Origin of the sequence: Microcoleus sp. Pol1C5, from assembly GCF_036701115.1 — a bacterium.
GTDB lineage: Bacteria > Cyanobacteriota > Cyanobacteriia > Cyanobacteriales > Microcoleaceae > Microcoleus.
In genome coordinates this window covers 18,251-35,081 of record NZ_JAUBQE010000008.1, presented here as the reverse complement: position 1 = coordinate 35,081, position 16,831 = coordinate 18,251, and the positions used below count along the sequence as shown (strand labels likewise).

The window sequence follows — 16,831 nt, the reverse complement described above, 5'->3', positions numbered from 1 at the left end:
GCCCATAGAACCAGTAGTCGATCGCCCGCAGAGCAACTCAAGCAAGTCGGGCGATCGAGAGATGAAATTAGCACGAGATGGTATAATCAACTGTAATGTAATGTGGGCTTGACCTGAATTGATGCCTGGGCGGTATAAGGGCTCAGCCCCCTAAGTTCAAGCAGAAGTAGACACGCCTACTGTGAATCAACAGTTATGGATATGTTCTATTTTGGCATTTATTGTCAACAGGCAAGCAACCACAAAAATTAGCAGTTGGGAATTGCTGCTCGTCGAGTTGAATAGAGTGTGAAGGTGTGAGGAAAATGAACAGAACTTTTTGGAATTTACTGCTAGTATCCCCGGCAATTCTGGGGCTATCATCAGTCATGAGTACCGCTGCGATCGCCGCAGAAGTGACCGCAACCGCTGAAGCCAACCAGCTAGCTACAGCTCAGTCATCTGAGTCAAAAATTGCAGAAATAGTTGCAGAAATAGTTGCAGAACCAGTTGCAGCAGCCCCTGCTGCCCCAGAAAACCTGGCTTTAAACAGCAGCGTCGAAGCGGCCCAAACCCCGGTCGTTAACGAAGCAGACGCTGAAAAACTCGCCTCAATCAAACCAGAAACCAGCAGCGAAGCAGCAGTGCAAACAACACTGCAAACAACGGGGAGCGACATCGACTTAGCAGCCCCAATCGCTCCGACCAGCGCCGCAGCAACAACTGAACCCCTAGCAGCAGCAGGCACAGCCGAATCCTCGCCCCAAGCATCAGACTTGGCAGTGCAAAGCAGCCACACAGACGCCCCTGGGACAATTGAAGTGCCAGCAGTCGCCAGCACCCCAGCTACTACCCCAGCTACTAAGGTAGAAATTGCTCAGACACCAGCCGCCGGAATGGGCGGTCCCATCGTCCCTGTCGCTCCCCAAGCGCTGCCGGCCCAACCGTCCGGAACCATGTCCCAGGTGACATCAGTCACTCAGCTCTCCGACGTGCGACCGACAGATTGGGCATTCCAAGCCCTGCAATCCCTAGTCGAACGCTACAGTTGTATCGTAGGTTATCCCGACGGCACCTACCGCGGCAACCGCGCCCTGACTCGCTACGAATTTGCAGCCGGCGTCAACGCTTGCTTAGACCAGATCACCCAGCTAATTGGGTCAACAGGTAACTTAGTTACCCGAGACGACTTAGCTATCCTGCAACGCCTGCAAGAAGAATTTGCAGCCGAACTTGCTACCCTGCGCGGACGAGTAGACGGCCTAGAAGCTCGCACCGCAGAACTCGAAGCCAACCAGTTCTCCACCACCACCAAATTGGCTGGAGAAGCAATTTTTGCTGTCAGCGACAGCTTCGTCGCAGATGGTTTCGACTTTGACGACGACCAAGACGACACGGTGACCAACCTCGGCTACCGGGTGCGGTTGAACTTCAACACCAGCTTCACCGGTCGAGACTTGCTCAGAACCCGCTTGCAAGCCCTCAACGTCGCCAACTACAGTGAAGCCAATGGTACTAACATGGCTCGCCTAGCTTTTGATGGAGCTGAGAACAGCAATTTCACACTAGACGAGTTGTACTATCGGTTCCCGATGGGTAAAGCTACAGTCTTTGTCGGTCCTAAAGGACTTGACCTAGATGAAATTGCAGACCAGGCTTCTACCTTTGGTAACTCTACGAGTAACGGTTCACTTTCCAGATTTGGAGTACGCAACCCGGCCGTATTCCGCGGCCCGCAGGGAGCAGGCGCAAGTGTGAGTTTCAACTTGGGCAGCTTCCGAGCTACCGCAGGCTATCTCGCAGGCGACGGCGATGCTCCCAACCCCGCAGACGGCAGGGGCGTTTTCAACGGTTCTTTCAGCGCTCTGGGTCAGATCGGCTTTTTTAGCAGACCGTTTGACTTGGGCTTGACTTACACTCGGAAATACAATCGGGCAGGCGATGTTAACCTCATGGGCGGCGTCGGCAGTTTCTTGGCTAACCGGCCCTTCGATCAATCACCCACCGCATCAGATAACTATGGCGTGCAAGTTAACTTCAAACCCAGCAGTCGCTTTCAGATTGGCGGTTGGTACGGTTATACGAAGGCTGAACAACTGCGGGGTGGCAACAATGACGCTACCATCCAGAATGGTGCTATCACTGTGGCCCTGGGAGATTTTGCCCGACAAGGCAACGTCCTAGGCTTCGTCTTTGGTGTACCGCCAAAAGTTACCGAGAGCGATGTCGCCAGAAATCGCAACACCTCTTATCACTTAGAGGGTTTCTATCGCTTCCAAGTCAATGACTTTATTTCGGTGACACCGGGCGTTTACGTGATTCTGAATCCGGAACACAACAACAACAACGAGGATATCTGGGTCGGACTCCTCCGTACTACCTTTAGTTTCTAAGGTTTCCAGACATCTAGTTACAGCTAAAAGCGGCAGGCGACTGCCGCTTTTATTTATTGGTCATCAGTGGCTAGATTTTAGATTTTAGATTTTAGATTTTAGATTTTAGATTGTCAACAGTTAACACTCATCAGTCAACAGTTAACACTCATCAGTTCACCAATTATGAATTTTGGCGGCAAATCCCGAATACGGATGTGTAGCCGTGCAGAAATGTGCTGCCGCCGACGGGGCCGATTTCGCCGTTGCAGAAAAAGCCGCTCAGGGGGATATTTTTGAGGTATCGGCCAAACAGTCGGGAGTCAAAGTTCGACTGGCCGTAAAGCCCTTCGCCGCGCCCCAGACAAGAGAACATTAAGGCGCCGGCGCTAGATGTACCGCTGTACTCGGCAGCCCGCTGATAGCGATCGAGCAGCATTTCTAGGTCTTCTGCGGAGGTGCGGGCGTCCCGCAGGTGAAATTGGATGCGCTGTCCGGGACGGACTCGATCGCCGATCGCAATTGCCCCCACTTTCGGATCTACTCCCAACAGATTGCGGATTAAAAAATCTCCCGGCTCTAATGTCAGCTTGAATTCATCGCTGACTAAGCCTACAAATAACGAGTGCTGAGCTAATTCTCGGTCTTCTTCGCTCAAAGTTTGAACTAACTCTCGCAAGGCCTCTAAGGGCGATCGCTCGATGCCCCCGCTGCCAGTATCGTCGGTTTGTTCTTCGAGTTTCAGCAAAATATTGCGTTCTCCTTCCGTCACCCGATAAGGATGCCCGATCGGCCTGCAGCCTTGAGCTACGATCGTTTCCAAAACTATATTGCCGCTCAAAGCTACCCCAACCGTCCCTTCTCGGTAAAGCTGATAGTCGCAAAACAGCGCCGCGCCTCGGCCCGCACCGTCCCCCCCGGCGAGTCCCCCTACCTTGGCCGCACCCGGATAGGCATAATCGAGCCCTTGTAGCAAATCGTTAATTTTTGCCGAAAAGGGGTCCGCCAAGATGATGAACTGTGGTTCTTCCTGGGCCGGCACGCCCAAGAGATCCACCCAAGTATCCGGGGGGCTGTCTAAGTCCGGCAGTTCTTCTGCACCGACGTGAAAAGTTCTGACATTGACTCCCGGCAAGCGCGCCAGACTGAGGCTGACTGCGGGTGCTCCCTCGACTTCTTCGGTGAGGCCGCCCCGGTTCGTGCCGATGACTCCTCCCCCGCCACAACCTAGGATCGCGGGTACGGGCAGCAGTTCTCGGAGTAAAGGCATCAGCCGAGAATACTCGCTGGCAAAGGCAGATGAGATAAATATCAGCGCTAAATCGGCCGGGCCTTCTAGGTCGCGATCGGCTTGTTCTATAACTTCTTTGAGCGCTGATTCCAAAGACGGACGGGTTGATAAAGCGCTGACCCACTGCATTTGGTTTTGGGTGTACATAAGGCAAACTTCTCTATAAAACTATCTCTATACATTACGCTAACCGGAACTGGCCACTGGGGAGACCCTATTCTTCGGCGATCGATTCCCCCTCGATTGCCGTTCTTGTGTTAACATAAGTTAACATGAGTGTCCCACGAATCTGTTTAGTGTTAAATGCCGTATTCAGCTAAATCTTAAAAGATAAAGCTCAATACAGTTTGACACACCAACATCGTGTAATGTTTTCATCAAAAGTAAGGTCAGCTCGACCTACATTGATGCCTGTGGACCCTTCCCCCGCCCACGGGGTAGAGTAAAGCAGGAAGTAAAGACGGGCTGCGATCGCAGTTATGGATGGTTTCTCTCTGGGCTGCTGCAACAGCAGCGCATCTCAAGCTATTATTAGCTGGGGTCGCCAGACCGAAACAACAAATCCAACCCAAACTAACATCCAAAAAGAAAACCTTTCTTACTTAATAAGGTCAACGACCCAGGTCTAAAGACACTGGGCTTCTAGCCTAAGACTTAAACCACTCTTGACTAGCCTAAGACTTTAGAGGTCTACGTTTTTTGAGTGATGATACCAAGCGGCTGCTTAGCTAGTCCCTTGCTCTGTCGTTAACGGTTAAACATCTTTATTTGGGTTAAGGATGTGCCGTTAGCCGAACCAGCTCACTAAATTCAGGGGCGTGCTAACATTACCTAGAAATAGGTCGGGGACCACCATATTCTCCTACACATTCATACCAACAAGCTTTATGACAACAACACCCGCAGGCAACATCCAAGAAAAAATTGAAGAAGAACTAGAAAGCGCTCGTACAGTCTGTGACCTCAAGGGCGCCACTTCCGGGGAATGCGCGGCGGCGTGGGACGCAGTTGAAGAACTGCAAGCAGAAGCTTCCCACCAAAAGCAAGTCAAACCTAAGAATTCTTTTGAAAAATTTTGCGACGACAATCCTGACGCTGCTGAGTGCCGCATCTACGAGGAATAAACGAGCCATTTAGCTCTATCCCTGCCCTCCCGCGCCGAAATCTAACTTTTGGCGCGGGAGAATTTTATTTGAGGGGTTGAGCCTTGAAATAGTGGCGAGATTTGGCCTCTATCCCAATGGTTCACATCAGCCAGCTTCTCTCCACTCGCCGAACCAAGGGAGACAATAATTTGCTCTGGCGTCCCCCTTTGGTTCGGGGGATGGGAAGGCGAGATTCGAGGAATAAACAGTTTTAATCCCAGCATATTGCCGTCTATCGTGTATCAAGTACGTTTTAAAGCGCGCCAAGCACCTTAGAAAAGGTAGTAGTAACTAAAACATTAAGACCGTGTTCTGGTTGCTGATTTTTTAGCATTTTTGTAGTAAAATTTGTGACAAATAAGTGAGTATATTTTCCCAAAGATGTTGAGTCTTTTATTGGCAGCCACCGGGCCTTGGTTTCAACCGCTAGTCTGGATGGATTATCGGTTGTCTGTGTTATTAACAATTTCTATCCCGCTGGTAGTGCTGATTTGGGCTGTTGTGGCAAAAGCTGAGGCGATCGTCCGTTTGTCGATTATTTATTGGCGGGTGGCGAGTTTGCTGGCAATTACACTTTACCTGATGATGGCTGCGCTGCCTGTGAGCTTTGTATCGTCGGTGATTGGGAGGGCCTTAATTCCTGCTAGTCTGTGGTTTTGGGAGGATTTAAACGAAGAAATTGCCGATCGACCGCAGTCGCCCCTGAAACTGGCTTTTACAGCTTGGAGGTGGGCGATTACTGTTTACAGCGGTTTGGGCGCTCTAGCTCAACTTCCCTTCTTAAGCTGTGCTTTTAAATCTCAAATTCAGGTAATTGACGAACCCTTTTGCCGCATTTGGTTAGACCCACCTTGGCTCTACAAACAAATGTTTCACCCTACGGTAACCCCTCAGTTTTTGGGATTGTTGGGTCTGATAGGTTTAGTAATCTATGTAATTTACTTGTCATACTTTGTGCTAATTAGGTTAGGAAAACAGGGGAGGTCAGCTACCGGAAATTAAGTGTAGTTTAAGTTAGTATTTCCCTCCTAAATTGCAGCTAAAGTATTCCACAAAAAGCTCATAAATCTCAAATAAAAATAGCCTGGGCGCATCTAGGACAAAATCAAACTAACAGCAGGGTGGCTGACGTGACCCCCCAAAAACGGATACAAGCCGTGGAATCCAGTCGTGGAGATATAAAAATTTTAGACTAAGGTTCCAGCTTCCAGATTCATCTGTCGAGAAAATCTAAAATCTAAAATCTAAAATCTAAAATCGACTGACAGCAATGTTATGGGGAAAGACTGTGATGGATAGCAAACAAGCCTACTTACAGTGCTTAGAAAGGCTGATTTGGGCGCTCGATCGCCTGGAAGCAAAAGTCGAACCAAGTGAACTCGCTCGGATTTCCGAACTGATTGTTCAGCCGATGGTGGGGCCCTGGCGGTTTTTTCACACTCCCGAACATATTTTTGAGGTGGGGGGAGATGAAGACGCGATCGAGGTTTTGGCAGCTTTATTTCACGATACCGTCTACGTCCAAGTCGATCGCAGCATTAACTTTAACGTCAGCTACTACATCACTCCTGTTGCAAAAGAGGTTAACAAACAGCTACAAATTAGGGATCAATCGGAACTGCCCGCGGATGCTATCTTCGAGATGGTAATGCTGGTATTCAATTTTGTACCGGGCGAAGTCCTCAATCCTTTCGCCGGACAAAACGAATTTCTCAGCGCTGTCGTAGCAGCAAAAGCTCTAGAACCATTTCTCAAACGCGAGCAATTGCTTCAAATTGCAGGCTGCATTGAAGCAACAATTCCGTTTCGCGCGCCCGATCCAGGATTAACGGTAAGCCAGCGCCTTTATAACCGCTTGCAAGCAATAAATAGCCGATTTAACCTCAGTTTGAATGATGAGGAAATGCGGGAAACGGTCAAAAAAGCTGTGCGAATCTCTAACCGGGATGTGATGAGTTTTGCTCACCATAGTTCAGCCCATTTTTTGGCAAATACCTGGAATTTACTGCCGGAAACCAATCACAATCTCATCTGCTGCGGTTTTTACACGATTCGCGACTACCGAGTTGCTTTGCTCAAGATGGAAGGTTTTCTGAATTATCTCAAGCCAGAAATAATTTTCCGGCAGTTTGAGGGATATCCAGACGATCGCACCTATCAGCGCTGGGAAACGACTGCTAAGTACAATCTCGAAATTGCGAAGCTTTATTTGGGGTGCAAACTGTCTGCCCTAGCCCTACTAGAAGCTCTTTCTTCGGATTTGGGGATTGAGGTTTCTCTGGCGATGATGATGGGAGGAATTCCCGATCGAGTTCCTAACTGCGTGCGCCTGGAAAGCTTTTTTCCAGAAATAGAGAAACCTTACCAACCTAAAATTAGTTTAGAAACGGAAGTATTGAATTTATTAGAAAATGGGCGGGCTAAAAGCACCTCTAATACCGATTTGGAGAGTTCGCCCCTGACAACGTTTGTGGTAAAATTTGTTGGCTTTGACGAAATGCGCTATCAGTGCGATCGAGCAAAGGAATTTTTTCAAGAAAATCTAAATGCCGAGGACTTTATTTCCGACTTTAACCCTATAGTTACAGAAATTGTCATTGATTCAATTCTCAAGTTGTTTGACAGCCGGAAATCTACTATTTACCGATACTACGATATCACTTCTCAGTTAAAGTCGCAACCCCAGAGAAATTTTCTCGATCGCCCTTTCCGATCAAATAGTTAATTAGCTTTAAATACAGTATTTTTGCCTTCTCTATATAAAATACCCTTACTCAGCTTATATAAGAGTGCAGCGATTACACCGTGACAGGATTGATTGACTCGCTTTCTTTACCTCAATCTGCCTATCCATCCCGACACCAACAGCCGTACAGGTAAGTAGGTATACGGAATTAAACCGCATAATGTAACACTATGTAAACAGCTTTAAGTCAGCCAGTAGAGAGCCTTTGGAGACTTTGCCCTCGTTTACATAGGGGCGTTTTTTGGCGCCGACTTACTTATGGTCTGGGGCTGATGGCAAAGATGCTAAAAGTTGATAAAAAATCGAAATTCGCTGCTGTTTGCCTTTGACAATTATTTTATACAAAACGGATTTGATAGCTGCCTGTCACTCATCTGAGCTACCCCAGATAAGCGTCACTATAAAAAGCGACTGTTAAAGCACTTCCCCCCACAGCTACAACTGGGGAATAGCAAGTTCAAACGACTTGCAAACCACTAATCCCCAATCAAACCATGCAAACCACAAATTCAATTTACGCTCAATTGCCTCTTTGCTCTTCACTGCCCACACTGAAACGAAATAATAGCACCACTGCCAATCAAAACGTGCGCTATCTCCAACAATCCTTAGTTAAAAACGGATATCCCGTCGCAACTGATGGATTCTTCGGCCCAAAAACCGAACAAGCAGTCATCAAATTTCAAAAGGAAAATAAGATTGCTGTTGATGGCATTGTCGGCCCTCAAACTTGGAGTCTATTAGGCGCTTGTTATACAGGTGAACCCGGATGTTAAATCCAAGTTAACTAATCCTAGGCGCACGGGTAGCAAGAAACTGGGTTTTTTCACAGCAATACTTCCTTTACGCCCCCATAAACGCTAAAAAATCTGGTGATTGATCGAAACCGAAACCTCGTTTATGCCCGTCAAAAATGCCTTCAGGACTATTAATTAACATCTTTTCCCCGCTGCCCTACTTTTAAACAGCTTGCAAACAACCAATGGAGACTCAAACTATGCAAACCACAAACGCAATTCACATGGAATTACCTCCCTGCCGTTATTTTCCCCTACTCAAACGCAACGATGGCGTCACCCAAAATGAGGACGTTCGCTACCTCCAGCGGCTCTTGCACACCAGCGGATTTTCTGTAAATACTGATGGAGGATTTGGCCCGAAAACCGAACAAGCAGTCCTCAATTTTCAAAAGCAACAAAAAATCGTTGCGGATGGCATTGTCGGCCCCAAAACTTGGAATAAATTAGGAGTTTGTACAACTATATTTTAAAGTTGGTGCAAGCATCTTTTAAAGAGATTAGGGCGGGCAGTGCGCGCCCTATTTCTCCGTCGAAGTTTCCACTCCGCACCACCCCTCCGGGGCTCCGTACATTCGATACTTGCGAGCTCGTTTGAAATACAGCATTGCTACCCGATCGTCCGGATTGATTTGTAAAATGTTTTGAAATACTTTTTGGGCTGCAACAAATTTTTGCTCGTAGTAAAAATTGAGAGCTTCTTGAAAAATCTCCGCAGTTTGCTGCTTAAGTACAATGCTTTCCTCTGTTTCTGTCTCGTAAATTTCAAAAACCGACACAGCATTTGTCTTTCCTTTCACCATTACTCGATCGACAAATCTGTACTTATATTTTTCTGGATCGTCTAGGCGATCGATAATTGCACCGCTAACTAGAATGCCCGCGCCGTAAACCTTAGTCAATCCTTCTAAACGAGACGCGAGATTCACCGCATCAGCAATCACCGTACTTTCCATCCGTTCTCGCTCGCCAATTGTACCCAACATCAAATTGCCCGCGTGTAAACCGACGCCGATCGCGATCGAAAACAAGCCATTTTTTTCTCGCTGCTGGTTGTAGATATTCACTTCTTTTTGCATATCAATTGCTGCTCGCACACCATCCTCTGGAGATGTAGGAAACAGTGCCATGACTGCATCACCAATGTATTTATCAATAAATCCGTTATTTTTCCTGATGGCAGGGCTAACCCTTCCCAAATAAGTATTAATAAATGCAAAGTTTTCAGGTGGTGTCATCTGTTCGGAAAGCGCCGTAAACGAACGAATATCAGCAAACAGCACGGTCATATCTCTTTCCTGATTTTCGCCTAATTTTACTTCAATAATACTCGGCTTTTCCAGCAAGTTTAGAAAATCGTGTGGCACAAACCTACCGTAGGCTGCATTCAGTTTTGCTAGGCGAATTTGCGTGTTAATTCTCGCCAACAATTCCTTTTTTATAAAAGGTTTAGTTACATAATCATTTGCTTCTAAGTTAAAAGCTTCTACCAAGTCAGTAGTTTGATTTTTAGCCGTTAGCATCAGAATCGGCATTTCTAAAGGCGAGTATTTTTTGCGAACTTCTCGACACACTTCATAGCCCGTCATCTGCGGCATCATTACGTCGAGTAAAATTAAGTCTGGCTTAAATCCTGATTCTATTAGATTTAAAGCTTCTAAGCCGTTGCTCGCTTGAGTTATCTCATAGTTTGCTAGAGAAAGACTGTTGATAATGACCTGAATATTAATGGGTTCATCATCAACCACCAAAACTTTGAGTTTTTCACTTTCTAGGAAGTCGCTATTGTCTGATAGCTGAGAATTTATTATAGAGGATTTGCCCGCGAATTCAGGAGTGATTAAAATGGGAGAACCCTCGGTTAAACGCGGCTGTATGCTACTAAAATCTGGCTGACTCTCAGATACGGGCAAAGTAAAGATGAATTGGGAACCGACGCCTACAGTTGAAGATACCCCTATTTGCCCTCCGTGCAATTCAACTAATTGCTTGGCAACCGTTAACCCTAAACCAGTGCCGCCATATTCTCTAGCAGTAGAACCGTCAGCTTGTTCAAAGGATTCAAAAATTCGGTCTAATTTATCTTCGGGGATGCCAATGCCCGTATCAGATACAGTAATGGCTAATTGGGAATTAGACGGTGATTGTGCGCTGCCCGTTACCAATTCTGCGGAAATTTCTATTCGGCCACTTTCGGTAAATTTAATCGCATTGCCGATTAAGTTGTAAAGTATTTGCTGCAAGCGATTCTCGTCGGCTGCTATTGGCGGCAATTCAGGAGCAACTGAGTTAATCAATTGCAAGTTTTTTTTGCCTACTAATGGCTGAGATAAAGTGACAATTACAGAGACTATTTCTCGAAGACCGACGGACTTAATTTGCAGTTCTATAGTTTTGTGTTTGAGCTGAGAAAAATCTAAAAGATCGTTAATTAAAGAAGACAATCTTTTGCCCGATGAGGAAATCAAAGCTAAGTTAAAATTTGTCGATTCTGGCAGTTGTCCGGTAGCACCGTCTATTAAAGATTCTGCAATCCCAATAATGCCGTTGAGGGGAGTGCGGAGTTCGTGGGAAGTATTGGCTAAGAATTCGTCTTTCAGTTTGTCGAGTCGCTGCAATTCGGTATTTTTAGTTTCTAAGGCAGTAAATGATGCTTGCAATTGTGCTGCCATGCTGTTAAAAGCAGCGGCAAGTACGCCCAACTCGTCGGAACGATCGAGCTTTACAGTTTGGTCAAATTGTCCTTCAGACAAAGCTATTGCTGCATTTTTTAATTTTATAAGAGGTTGGATAATCCAGCGAGAAGTGAGAAGTCCTAACACACTTGCCATGCCCAAAGCTGCCAGACATAGCAACACTGTAGTTCGGTTGCCGGCCTGAATTTGTTCCATAAAGTCTGCTTCGGGAACGACAACGACAATCAGCAAATCTAAACCCTTGTCGTCTTGGAAGGGCAGGACTTTTAAAAATTTCTGCTGGCCGTTGATCTCAACATTTATTTGCTGCGATTTTGTAATTTGGTGCAAGTTGTGAAAGTGATTTTCTAAATATTTAGCTGTAGTTTGCGTTACTGGGTCGCTGCTTTCTGTAACTTTAAATACTTCTTTTTTACCGTTTTTGGTGCGGAAAGGTTTTTCGGGTGTGGAAGTTGCCAGCAGCGTGCCGTTTCTTTCGATAATAAAAGTTTGACCAGATTTGCCTATTTTGAGGCTGTTTAAAAATTGACCTATACTGTCGAGACGCAACGCAGCAATTAATACTCCTTCTAGCTGTTTCTGGCTGTTGTAAACTGGTTGCAGGGCGCTGAGAATCAATGTGGGTTCTAGGAAGGATATATAAACTGAACTCCAAGTTGGTTTGGTTTCTAGAGCCGCATAGGCGTAGGAAGGGTGCTGCCGGATGTCGAATTTTTTGACGGAGGCTGCTACTGTGGTGCGATCGCCCGTATCATTAGTATTGTAAGAATAAAAATCAAAATTTGTAGAAGGGCCCGATGCGTTAATCAATAAAGTGCCGTTCGACATCTTTTCGCCGGTGCGATATTCTCCATCTTGATTAGCGATCGACGTAAAATTGATATAAGGATATAATTGCACTTGTCGCCACAGATACTTTTCCCAAGCTGACAAGTCTTTCATGTTCACAAAACCCAGTTTCACCGCATCCAGCTTGCTTTGATTGATTTGGTGCGGAGTTTCCAGATAAGTTCTCAAATTTTGCTCGATGCGATTGCTCACCTCCCCCATCAATTGATCGGCAAGGTCATTTACTGCTCTTTGAGAGTTCCTAAATGATAAATACCCCACAATACCCACCGCTGCGAATACTTGCAAGACAAACGGAACTATGAGTACGGTTTGCAGCGTTGCTTTTTTTGAAAGTTTTGCCACTAAGTGCTTGAGAGAAAGAGTGGACATAACATTACTTTAGGTTGAAAAACCCAGTTAATACTTGGAGCGAAGGCTGAGCGGTGGTAAAAATTATAAACCATTTTGTATTTAAACACAACTTACCCAAGGAAGACCCGCTCTAGTTTCTACAATCCTTAATCTTATACCAAATTATTAAAAGTCAAAGCGAACCCTACGGACACGGCATTTCCGTGTCCTACTCCCCGCGCTGGACAAGGCATTGCCCTATCCCTACCGATATTCACATACAATATATATGTATCACTACTTTTCATCCAAAGCTTCTATCCCCGACCATCCTTCAGGCACTCCATACATTCCATTCTTTAGAGAGCGCTGGCAGTAAATTGCTGCTAACCTATTTTGAGGATTTCTTTGGCAAATCTTACTGAATAATTTTTGCGCTTCAGTAAAATTTTGCTCGAAATAAAGCTCCAGACCTTTCTGAAATTCAGCAGCAGTTTCCTGTTTTATTTCAATGCTTTGTTCTGTTTCTGGATCGTAAATTTCAAACACCGACACGGCAGATTTTTTGCCTTTTACTGTGACTCGATCGACAAATCGGCACATATATTTTTCTCGATAGCCCAAACGCTCTAAAATTGAACCACTAACTATAATTCCCGCCTAGTAAACAGTTATTTATTAGCTTTGAGTTGCCACTTGCCAGAGCTGATCTCAAGCAAAAAACTAGCATAAATAGCAGCTTATATCCCAAGCCAAACGCTGTTTAATAAAAATTCAACGGGACAACGATAATTGAAACCCAATCTTTCTGTGGCTCATAGAATATCCGACAAGTATGTTTGGCCGCATCAAAACATTGCAGATGTTTTTTACAGGATTTATATTATGTCCGCTTACTTCCTGCTGTTAAAAAAGGTCGAATTAAAAATAAAAAATTAGCTATCTGTCGCTGAAATTAGCGGCAAAATTAAGCTATATTGTAGCAGATTTCAGGAAAGTGAGATTTGCTATGGCTGACTCTATTGCTCGTCGTTTGGAACAATACACGGTAAAACGATCGCACGAAGTTTTAATCGTCAAGGCCGAAATAGACGGCGAATTCGATGAAATTGCTATTTTTAAAGGCTTTTCTAGCTCCCTGACGCGATCGACCGCTTTCGATCCAGATGTTCCTGTTTTGCCGGAGGAAGCCAAAATTGTCAGTGTCGATCGCGTGGAGAGTCCCTACAATCCAAATAACCCCCGCTATCTTCAGCAGGGGTTATCTTGGGAAACAATGCAATCTCTATTGTCCGAGGCGGGAGTTTAGCAAAACATTAGGGACACAACGCGAGCAAAAGAGTAGGGACACAACATTGTTGTGTCCCTACTACAAAAGCCGTGTTCCTATCCTTAGAGCTAGAGCGTGCCGCCGGCAGCTTGGAAACGAGCTCTCGCGCGTTTGATTGCTTGCTTAGCTTGAATTTGCTCTTGCAAAGTGCCGCTAGTAGCCTTTTCCAAACGAGCTTCTGCTTCGGTGTAAGCAGTACGAGCAGCTTCTTTATCAATGGTTTCGCCTTTTTCAGCGCCGTTGACAAGAATAGTAACTTTGTTTTCTTGGATTTCTGCAAAGCCACCCATCAGAGCAATAGACACCCATTCCTTGCCGGGACGGACGCGCATCACTCCGGTATCCAAAGCTGTCAACATTGGAGCGTGACCGCTCAAGATACCCAGTTGGCCTGTGGTGCTCGGCAGAATTACTTCTTCAGCATTAGAATCCCAAACAGTTTTGTCTGGGGCCACTACGCGCACAGTTAATGTCATAAATTGTCAGTTGTCGGTTGTCAGTTGTCAGTTGTCAGTTGTCAGTTGTCAGTTGTCAGTTGTCAGTTATCAGTTGTCAGTTGTCAGTTGTCAGTTGTTACCAATAACCAATAACTAATAACAAATAACTAATAACTACTGACTCATGACGACTGACTACTGACTACTGACTCATGACTAAAATTACTTGGCGTCAGCTTTCATTTTTTCAGCTTTGGCGATCGCCTCGTTGATATCGCCCACCAAATAGAAAGCTTGTTCCGGTAATTCATCAAGTTCGCCAGCCAAAATCATCTGGAAGCCCTTAATGGTGTCTGCCAGCTTGACGTACTTGCCGGGGGAACCAGTGAACACTTCAGCCACAAAGAACGGTTGAGACAAGAACCGTTCAATTTTGCGAGCGCGAGAAACGGTCAAGCGGTCATCTTCAGACAGCTCGTCCAAGCCCAAAATTGCAATAATGTCTTGCAATTCCTTGTAGCGTTGCAGAGTAGACTGCACCTGACGAGCAACACCATAGTGCTCTTCGCCGACAACGCTAACTTGCAACATCGTAGACGTAGAATCCAGGGGGTCAACCGCAGGATAAATCCCCTTCGCAGCCAAACCGCGAGACAACACAGTTGTAGCGTCCAAGTGAGCAAAAGTCGTAGCCGGTGCGGGGTCAGTCAAGTCATCCGCAGGTACGTACACAGCTTGAACCGAAGTAATCGAACCTTCGGTAGTCGAAGTAATCCGTTCTTGCAAGTCGCCCATGTCTGTACCGAGAGTCGGCTGATATCCCACAGCCGAAGGCATCCGACCCAACAGAGCCGATACCTCAGAACCCGCTTGCACGAACCGGAAGATATTGTCAATGAACAGCAGCACGTCTTGCTTGCTGACATCACGGAAGTATTCGGCCATCGCCAGAGCCGACAGGCCCACGCGCATCCGAGCACCAGGCGGCTCGTTCATTTGACCGTAAACCAAAGCAATTTTTGACTTGCTGCGGTCTTCTTCGTCAATAACCCCCGACTCGATCATTTCTTTGTAGAGGTCATTACCTTCGCGGGTGCGCTCGCCCACACCACCGAACACGGACACGCCACCGTGAGCCTTGGCGATGTTGTTCACGAGTTCCATCATAATCACGGTTTTGCCGACGCCTGCGCCGCCGAACAAACCGATTTTGCCACCGCGACGGTAGGGCGCGAGCAGGTCAATCACCTTGATACCAGTTTCAAACACCGAAGGCTTGGTTTCCAGTTCGGTGAAAGCCGGCGGGTTGCGGTGGATGGGCATACTTTCGGAAGTATTAACCGGGCCGAGGTTGTCTACGGGTTGACCGATGACGTTAAAAATCCGGCCCAGAGTTGGGATTCCGACGGGAACTTGGATCGCTTCCCCGGTATCTACTACTTCCATGCCACGCACCAAGCCGTCGGTGGTACTCATGGAAACGGCGCGCACTTGGCTGTCTCCGAGCAGTTGTTGAACTTCGCAGGTAACGGCAACGTCTTGACCTGCTTCGTTTTTGCCGGAAATTGTGAGAGCGTTATAGATTTGGGGCAGTTTGCCGCCTGGGAATTTTACGTCTACAACTGGCCCGATGATTTGGGTGATGTAGCCTACGTTCGTTTTTTCTGCGGTGGATACCATGAATAGTGCCTTTGTTAGGATGCTATTTTTCCCGTTATGGAAAAAGTCTTAACATTTAGAAATGCTATTTCTCAGAGTACCACTGAACAGACGCACTATTTAGATTTGTATGGGGCTGGTTAATAGTCATTTTTATGGTTACTGCCCTCGCTTTTTTTTCCTGCGAGCTGCAGCGAAAGCCCCGATCCCCAGCATAGTCCCGAACACTGTGAGAGGTTCGGGGACTGGTTCGGGGACTAACTCAGCCGACACGGTGAAGTCTTTGAAGTCAAGCTCGGTTCCTGGTTTGGCATCGTCGAAGGAGATTTGTGTGCCATTAGCAAGTTGGGCCTTTGTGAGCGATGAAAATTGCTCTGGGCCTTTACCGCCGTTGATGTTTGCAAATGAGTCGCTGGAATTGTAGTTGAGCATAAAGTCACCAAACACAGCAAGCTGACATCCCGCCACCAGACATTCCTCTCTTCGGAATTGGGTGCCGGCGGCCCACCAGTTGGGGCTGTTCATGAAGGTACTCGACGAGACGTATTGCTCGAAAGGTCTGCCGCTACCTGTGTCGCTCCACAGCAGCAGGGCATAAATTTGATCCTGCAAAAATGTGAAGGTTTGGGTGATGGAGCCGTTTTCGGAGGTGACTGCGTTCCCGAAGGTTGCTTCCCAGTTGTTGGCAGAGCCGTTATCTGAGGGTTGAGTCTCGTAAAACAGTCTGGCGATGTTGGTGTAGCCATTGTTTTGTGGGTCAGCTTGAGCCACCCACAAGCTTGACTGGTAAGGGCTGACAGAGTTGTTGAATCTAAAGTTGATCTTTGTATCTTGATCGAACTGGATGCCGCCAGTGCCAAACATGAAAGCTCGGACGGGCGTGCAGATGCTGAACAACATTGTGGTTGCCAAGCTGACGACTGTAAAAGATGTTTTTTTGACTAGCGTTAAGGTAGTCATAACCCTGATTCCTCCAGTATTGTTAGGTAGTAAGGCACAAAATGCACTAAATGCCATGTTCCCGTGACGCGAATCGACGATCGCGAGCCTGCTATATTTAGGACGATCGTCAAACCTAAAGAAGACGCTCCACACCAGTGAATCTACATATAGATCTCACTTAAGGGTGTTTTGGAGTAAATGAGTGCTTCTTCTAAGAGTTTTCACTGACACCAGATTGACACAGTTTAATCTGTC

Annotated in this window: 13 protein-coding genes; 7 read left to right on the top strand and 6 right to left on the bottom strand. The window is 46.6% G+C overall.

Annotation, left to right across the window (positions count from 1 at the left end):
- Positions 1 to 305 precede the first annotated feature (305 nt).
- The gene (locus tag QUA23_RS06550; protein ID WP_333075204.1) at positions 306 to 2,372 is read left to right on the top strand and encodes an iron uptake porin; all 2,067 of its coding nucleotides are present in this window, start codon (positions 306 to 308) and stop codon (positions 2,370 to 2,372) included.
- A gap of 163 nt (positions 2,373 to 2,535) precedes the next feature.
- On the opposite strand, the gene QUA23_RS06545 is transcribed toward QUA23_RS06550, so the two are convergent.
- Positions 2,536 to 3,789 (bottom strand): FIST N-terminal domain-containing protein, encoded by a 1,254-nt coding sequence (locus QUA23_RS06545; protein WP_333075203.1) that lies wholly within the window; start codon positions 3,787 to 3,789, stop codon positions 2,536 to 2,538.
- 740 nt (positions 3,790 to 4,529) lie between these two features.
- Between QUA23_RS06545 and QUA23_RS06540 the strand changes: the two genes are divergently transcribed.
- The 5 genes from QUA23_RS06540 to QUA23_RS06520 all read left to right on the top strand — a co-directional run bounded on the left by QUA23_RS06540 (position 4,530) and on the right by QUA23_RS06520 (position 8,803).
- On the top strand, positions 4,530 to 4,766 hold the full coding sequence (locus tag QUA23_RS06540) for a Calvin cycle protein CP12 (protein ID WP_190662788.1): 237 nt from the start codon (positions 4,530 to 4,532) through the stop codon (positions 4,764 to 4,766).
- Positions 4,767 to 5,168: 402 nt separating this feature from the next.
- A complete protein-coding gene (locus QUA23_RS06535) occupies positions 5,169 to 5,789 on the top strand; it encodes a DUF3177 family protein (RefSeq protein ID WP_333075202.1) in 621 nt (206 codons plus the stop codon).
- Positions 5,790 to 6,078: 289 nt separating this feature from the next.
- A complete protein-coding gene (locus tag QUA23_RS06530; RefSeq protein WP_333075201.1) occupies positions 6,079 to 7,512 on the top strand; it encodes a hypothetical protein in 1,434 nt (477 codons plus the stop codon).
- 515 nt (positions 7,513 to 8,027) lie between these two features.
- The gene (locus QUA23_RS06525; protein WP_190663498.1) at positions 8,028 to 8,309 is read left to right on the top strand and encodes a peptidoglycan-binding domain-containing protein; all 282 of its coding nucleotides are present in this window, start codon (positions 8,028 to 8,030) and stop codon (positions 8,307 to 8,309) included.
- A 221-nt stretch (positions 8,310 to 8,530) separates the two neighbouring features.
- On the top strand, positions 8,531 to 8,803 hold the full coding sequence (locus QUA23_RS06520) for a peptidoglycan-binding domain-containing protein (RefSeq protein WP_333075199.1): 273 nt from the start codon (positions 8,531 to 8,533) through the stop codon (positions 8,801 to 8,803).
- Positions 8,804 to 8,851: 48 nt separating this feature from the next.
- On the opposite strand, the gene QUA23_RS06515 is transcribed toward QUA23_RS06520, so the two are convergent.
- Together QUA23_RS06515 and QUA23_RS06510 are read right to left on the bottom strand one after the other, a co-directional pair.
- Positions 8,852 to 12,247, bottom strand: coding sequence for an ATP-binding protein (locus QUA23_RS06515; RefSeq protein WP_333075198.1), 3,396 nt, complete (start codon positions 12,245 to 12,247; stop codon positions 8,852 to 8,854).
- A gap of 258 nt (positions 12,248 to 12,505) precedes the next feature.
- A complete protein-coding gene (locus QUA23_RS06510; protein WP_333075196.1) occupies positions 12,506 to 12,811 on the bottom strand; it encodes a hypothetical protein in 306 nt (101 codons plus the stop codon).
- A gap of 406 nt (positions 12,812 to 13,217) precedes the next feature.
- Between QUA23_RS06510 and QUA23_RS06505 the strand changes: the two genes are divergently transcribed.
- Positions 13,218 to 13,517, top strand: a complete 300-nt coding sequence (locus QUA23_RS06505) for a DUF7734 family protein (RefSeq protein WP_333075195.1) — start codon at positions 13,218 to 13,220, stop codon at positions 13,515 to 13,517.
- Between the two features lie 89 nt (positions 13,518 to 13,606).
- Here the strand turns inward: QUA23_RS06505 and atpC are convergent, their stop codons facing one another.
- From atpC to QUA23_RS06490, 3 genes are all read right to left on the bottom strand, one after another.
- Positions 13,607 to 14,014 carry an ATP synthase F1 subunit epsilon gene (gene atpC / locus QUA23_RS06500; protein WP_006635885.1) on the bottom strand — a complete coding sequence of 136 codons (408 nt, stop codon included), beginning with the start codon at positions 14,012 to 14,014 and terminating at the stop codon, positions 13,607 to 13,609.
- Positions 14,015 to 14,197: 183 nt separating this feature from the next.
- Complete coding sequence (gene atpD, locus QUA23_RS06495; protein WP_006635884.1) at positions 14,198 to 15,655, bottom strand: F0F1 ATP synthase subunit beta; 1,458 nt, start codon at positions 15,653 to 15,655, stop codon at positions 14,198 to 14,200.
- A 138-nt stretch (positions 15,656 to 15,793) separates the two neighbouring features.
- Positions 15,794 to 16,594, bottom strand: a complete 801-nt coding sequence (locus QUA23_RS06490; RefSeq protein WP_333075193.1) for a PEP-CTERM sorting domain-containing protein — start codon at positions 16,592 to 16,594, stop codon at positions 15,794 to 15,796.
- Between the last annotated feature and the right edge of the window lie 237 nt (positions 16,595 to 16,831).

Coding starts and splice junctions, on each gene's coding strand:
- QUA23_RS06550 (WP_333075204.1), top strand. CDS start 306: ATGAACAGAACTTTTTGGAATTTACTGCTAGTATCCCCGGCAATTCTG.
- QUA23_RS06545 (WP_333075203.1), bottom strand. CDS start 3,789: ATGTACACCCAAAACCAAATGCAGTGGGTCAGCGCTTTATCAACCCGT.
- QUA23_RS06540 (WP_190662788.1), top strand. CDS start 4,530: ATGACAACAACACCCGCAGGCAACATCCAAGAAAAAATTGAAGAAGAA.
- QUA23_RS06535 (WP_333075202.1), top strand. CDS start 5,169: ATGTTGAGTCTTTTATTGGCAGCCACCGGGCCTTGGTTTCAACCGCTA.
- QUA23_RS06530 (WP_333075201.1), top strand. CDS start 6,079: ATGGATAGCAAACAAGCCTACTTACAGTGCTTAGAAAGGCTGATTTGG.
- QUA23_RS06525 (WP_190663498.1), top strand. CDS start 8,028: ATGCAAACCACAAATTCAATTTACGCTCAATTGCCTCTTTGCTCTTCA.
- QUA23_RS06520 (WP_333075199.1), top strand. CDS start 8,531: ATGCAAACCACAAACGCAATTCACATGGAATTACCTCCCTGCCGTTAT.
- QUA23_RS06515 (WP_333075198.1), bottom strand. CDS start 12,247: ATGTCCACTCTTTCTCTCAAGCACTTAGTGGCAAAACTTTCAAAAAAA.
- QUA23_RS06510 (WP_333075196.1), bottom strand. CDS start 12,811: ATGTGCCGATTTGTCGATCGAGTCACAGTAAAAGGCAAAAAATCTGCC.
- QUA23_RS06505 (WP_333075195.1), top strand. CDS start 13,218: ATGGCTGACTCTATTGCTCGTCGTTTGGAACAATACACGGTAAAACGA.
- atpC (WP_006635885.1), bottom strand. CDS start 14,014: ATGACATTAACTGTGCGCGTAGTGGCCCCAGACAAAACTGTTTGGGAT.
- atpD (WP_006635884.1), bottom strand. CDS start 15,655: ATGGTATCCACCGCAGAAAAAACGAACGTAGGCTACATCACCCAAATC.
- QUA23_RS06490 (WP_333075193.1), bottom strand. CDS start 16,594: ATGACTACCTTAACGCTAGTCAAAAAAACATCTTTTACAGTCGTCAGC.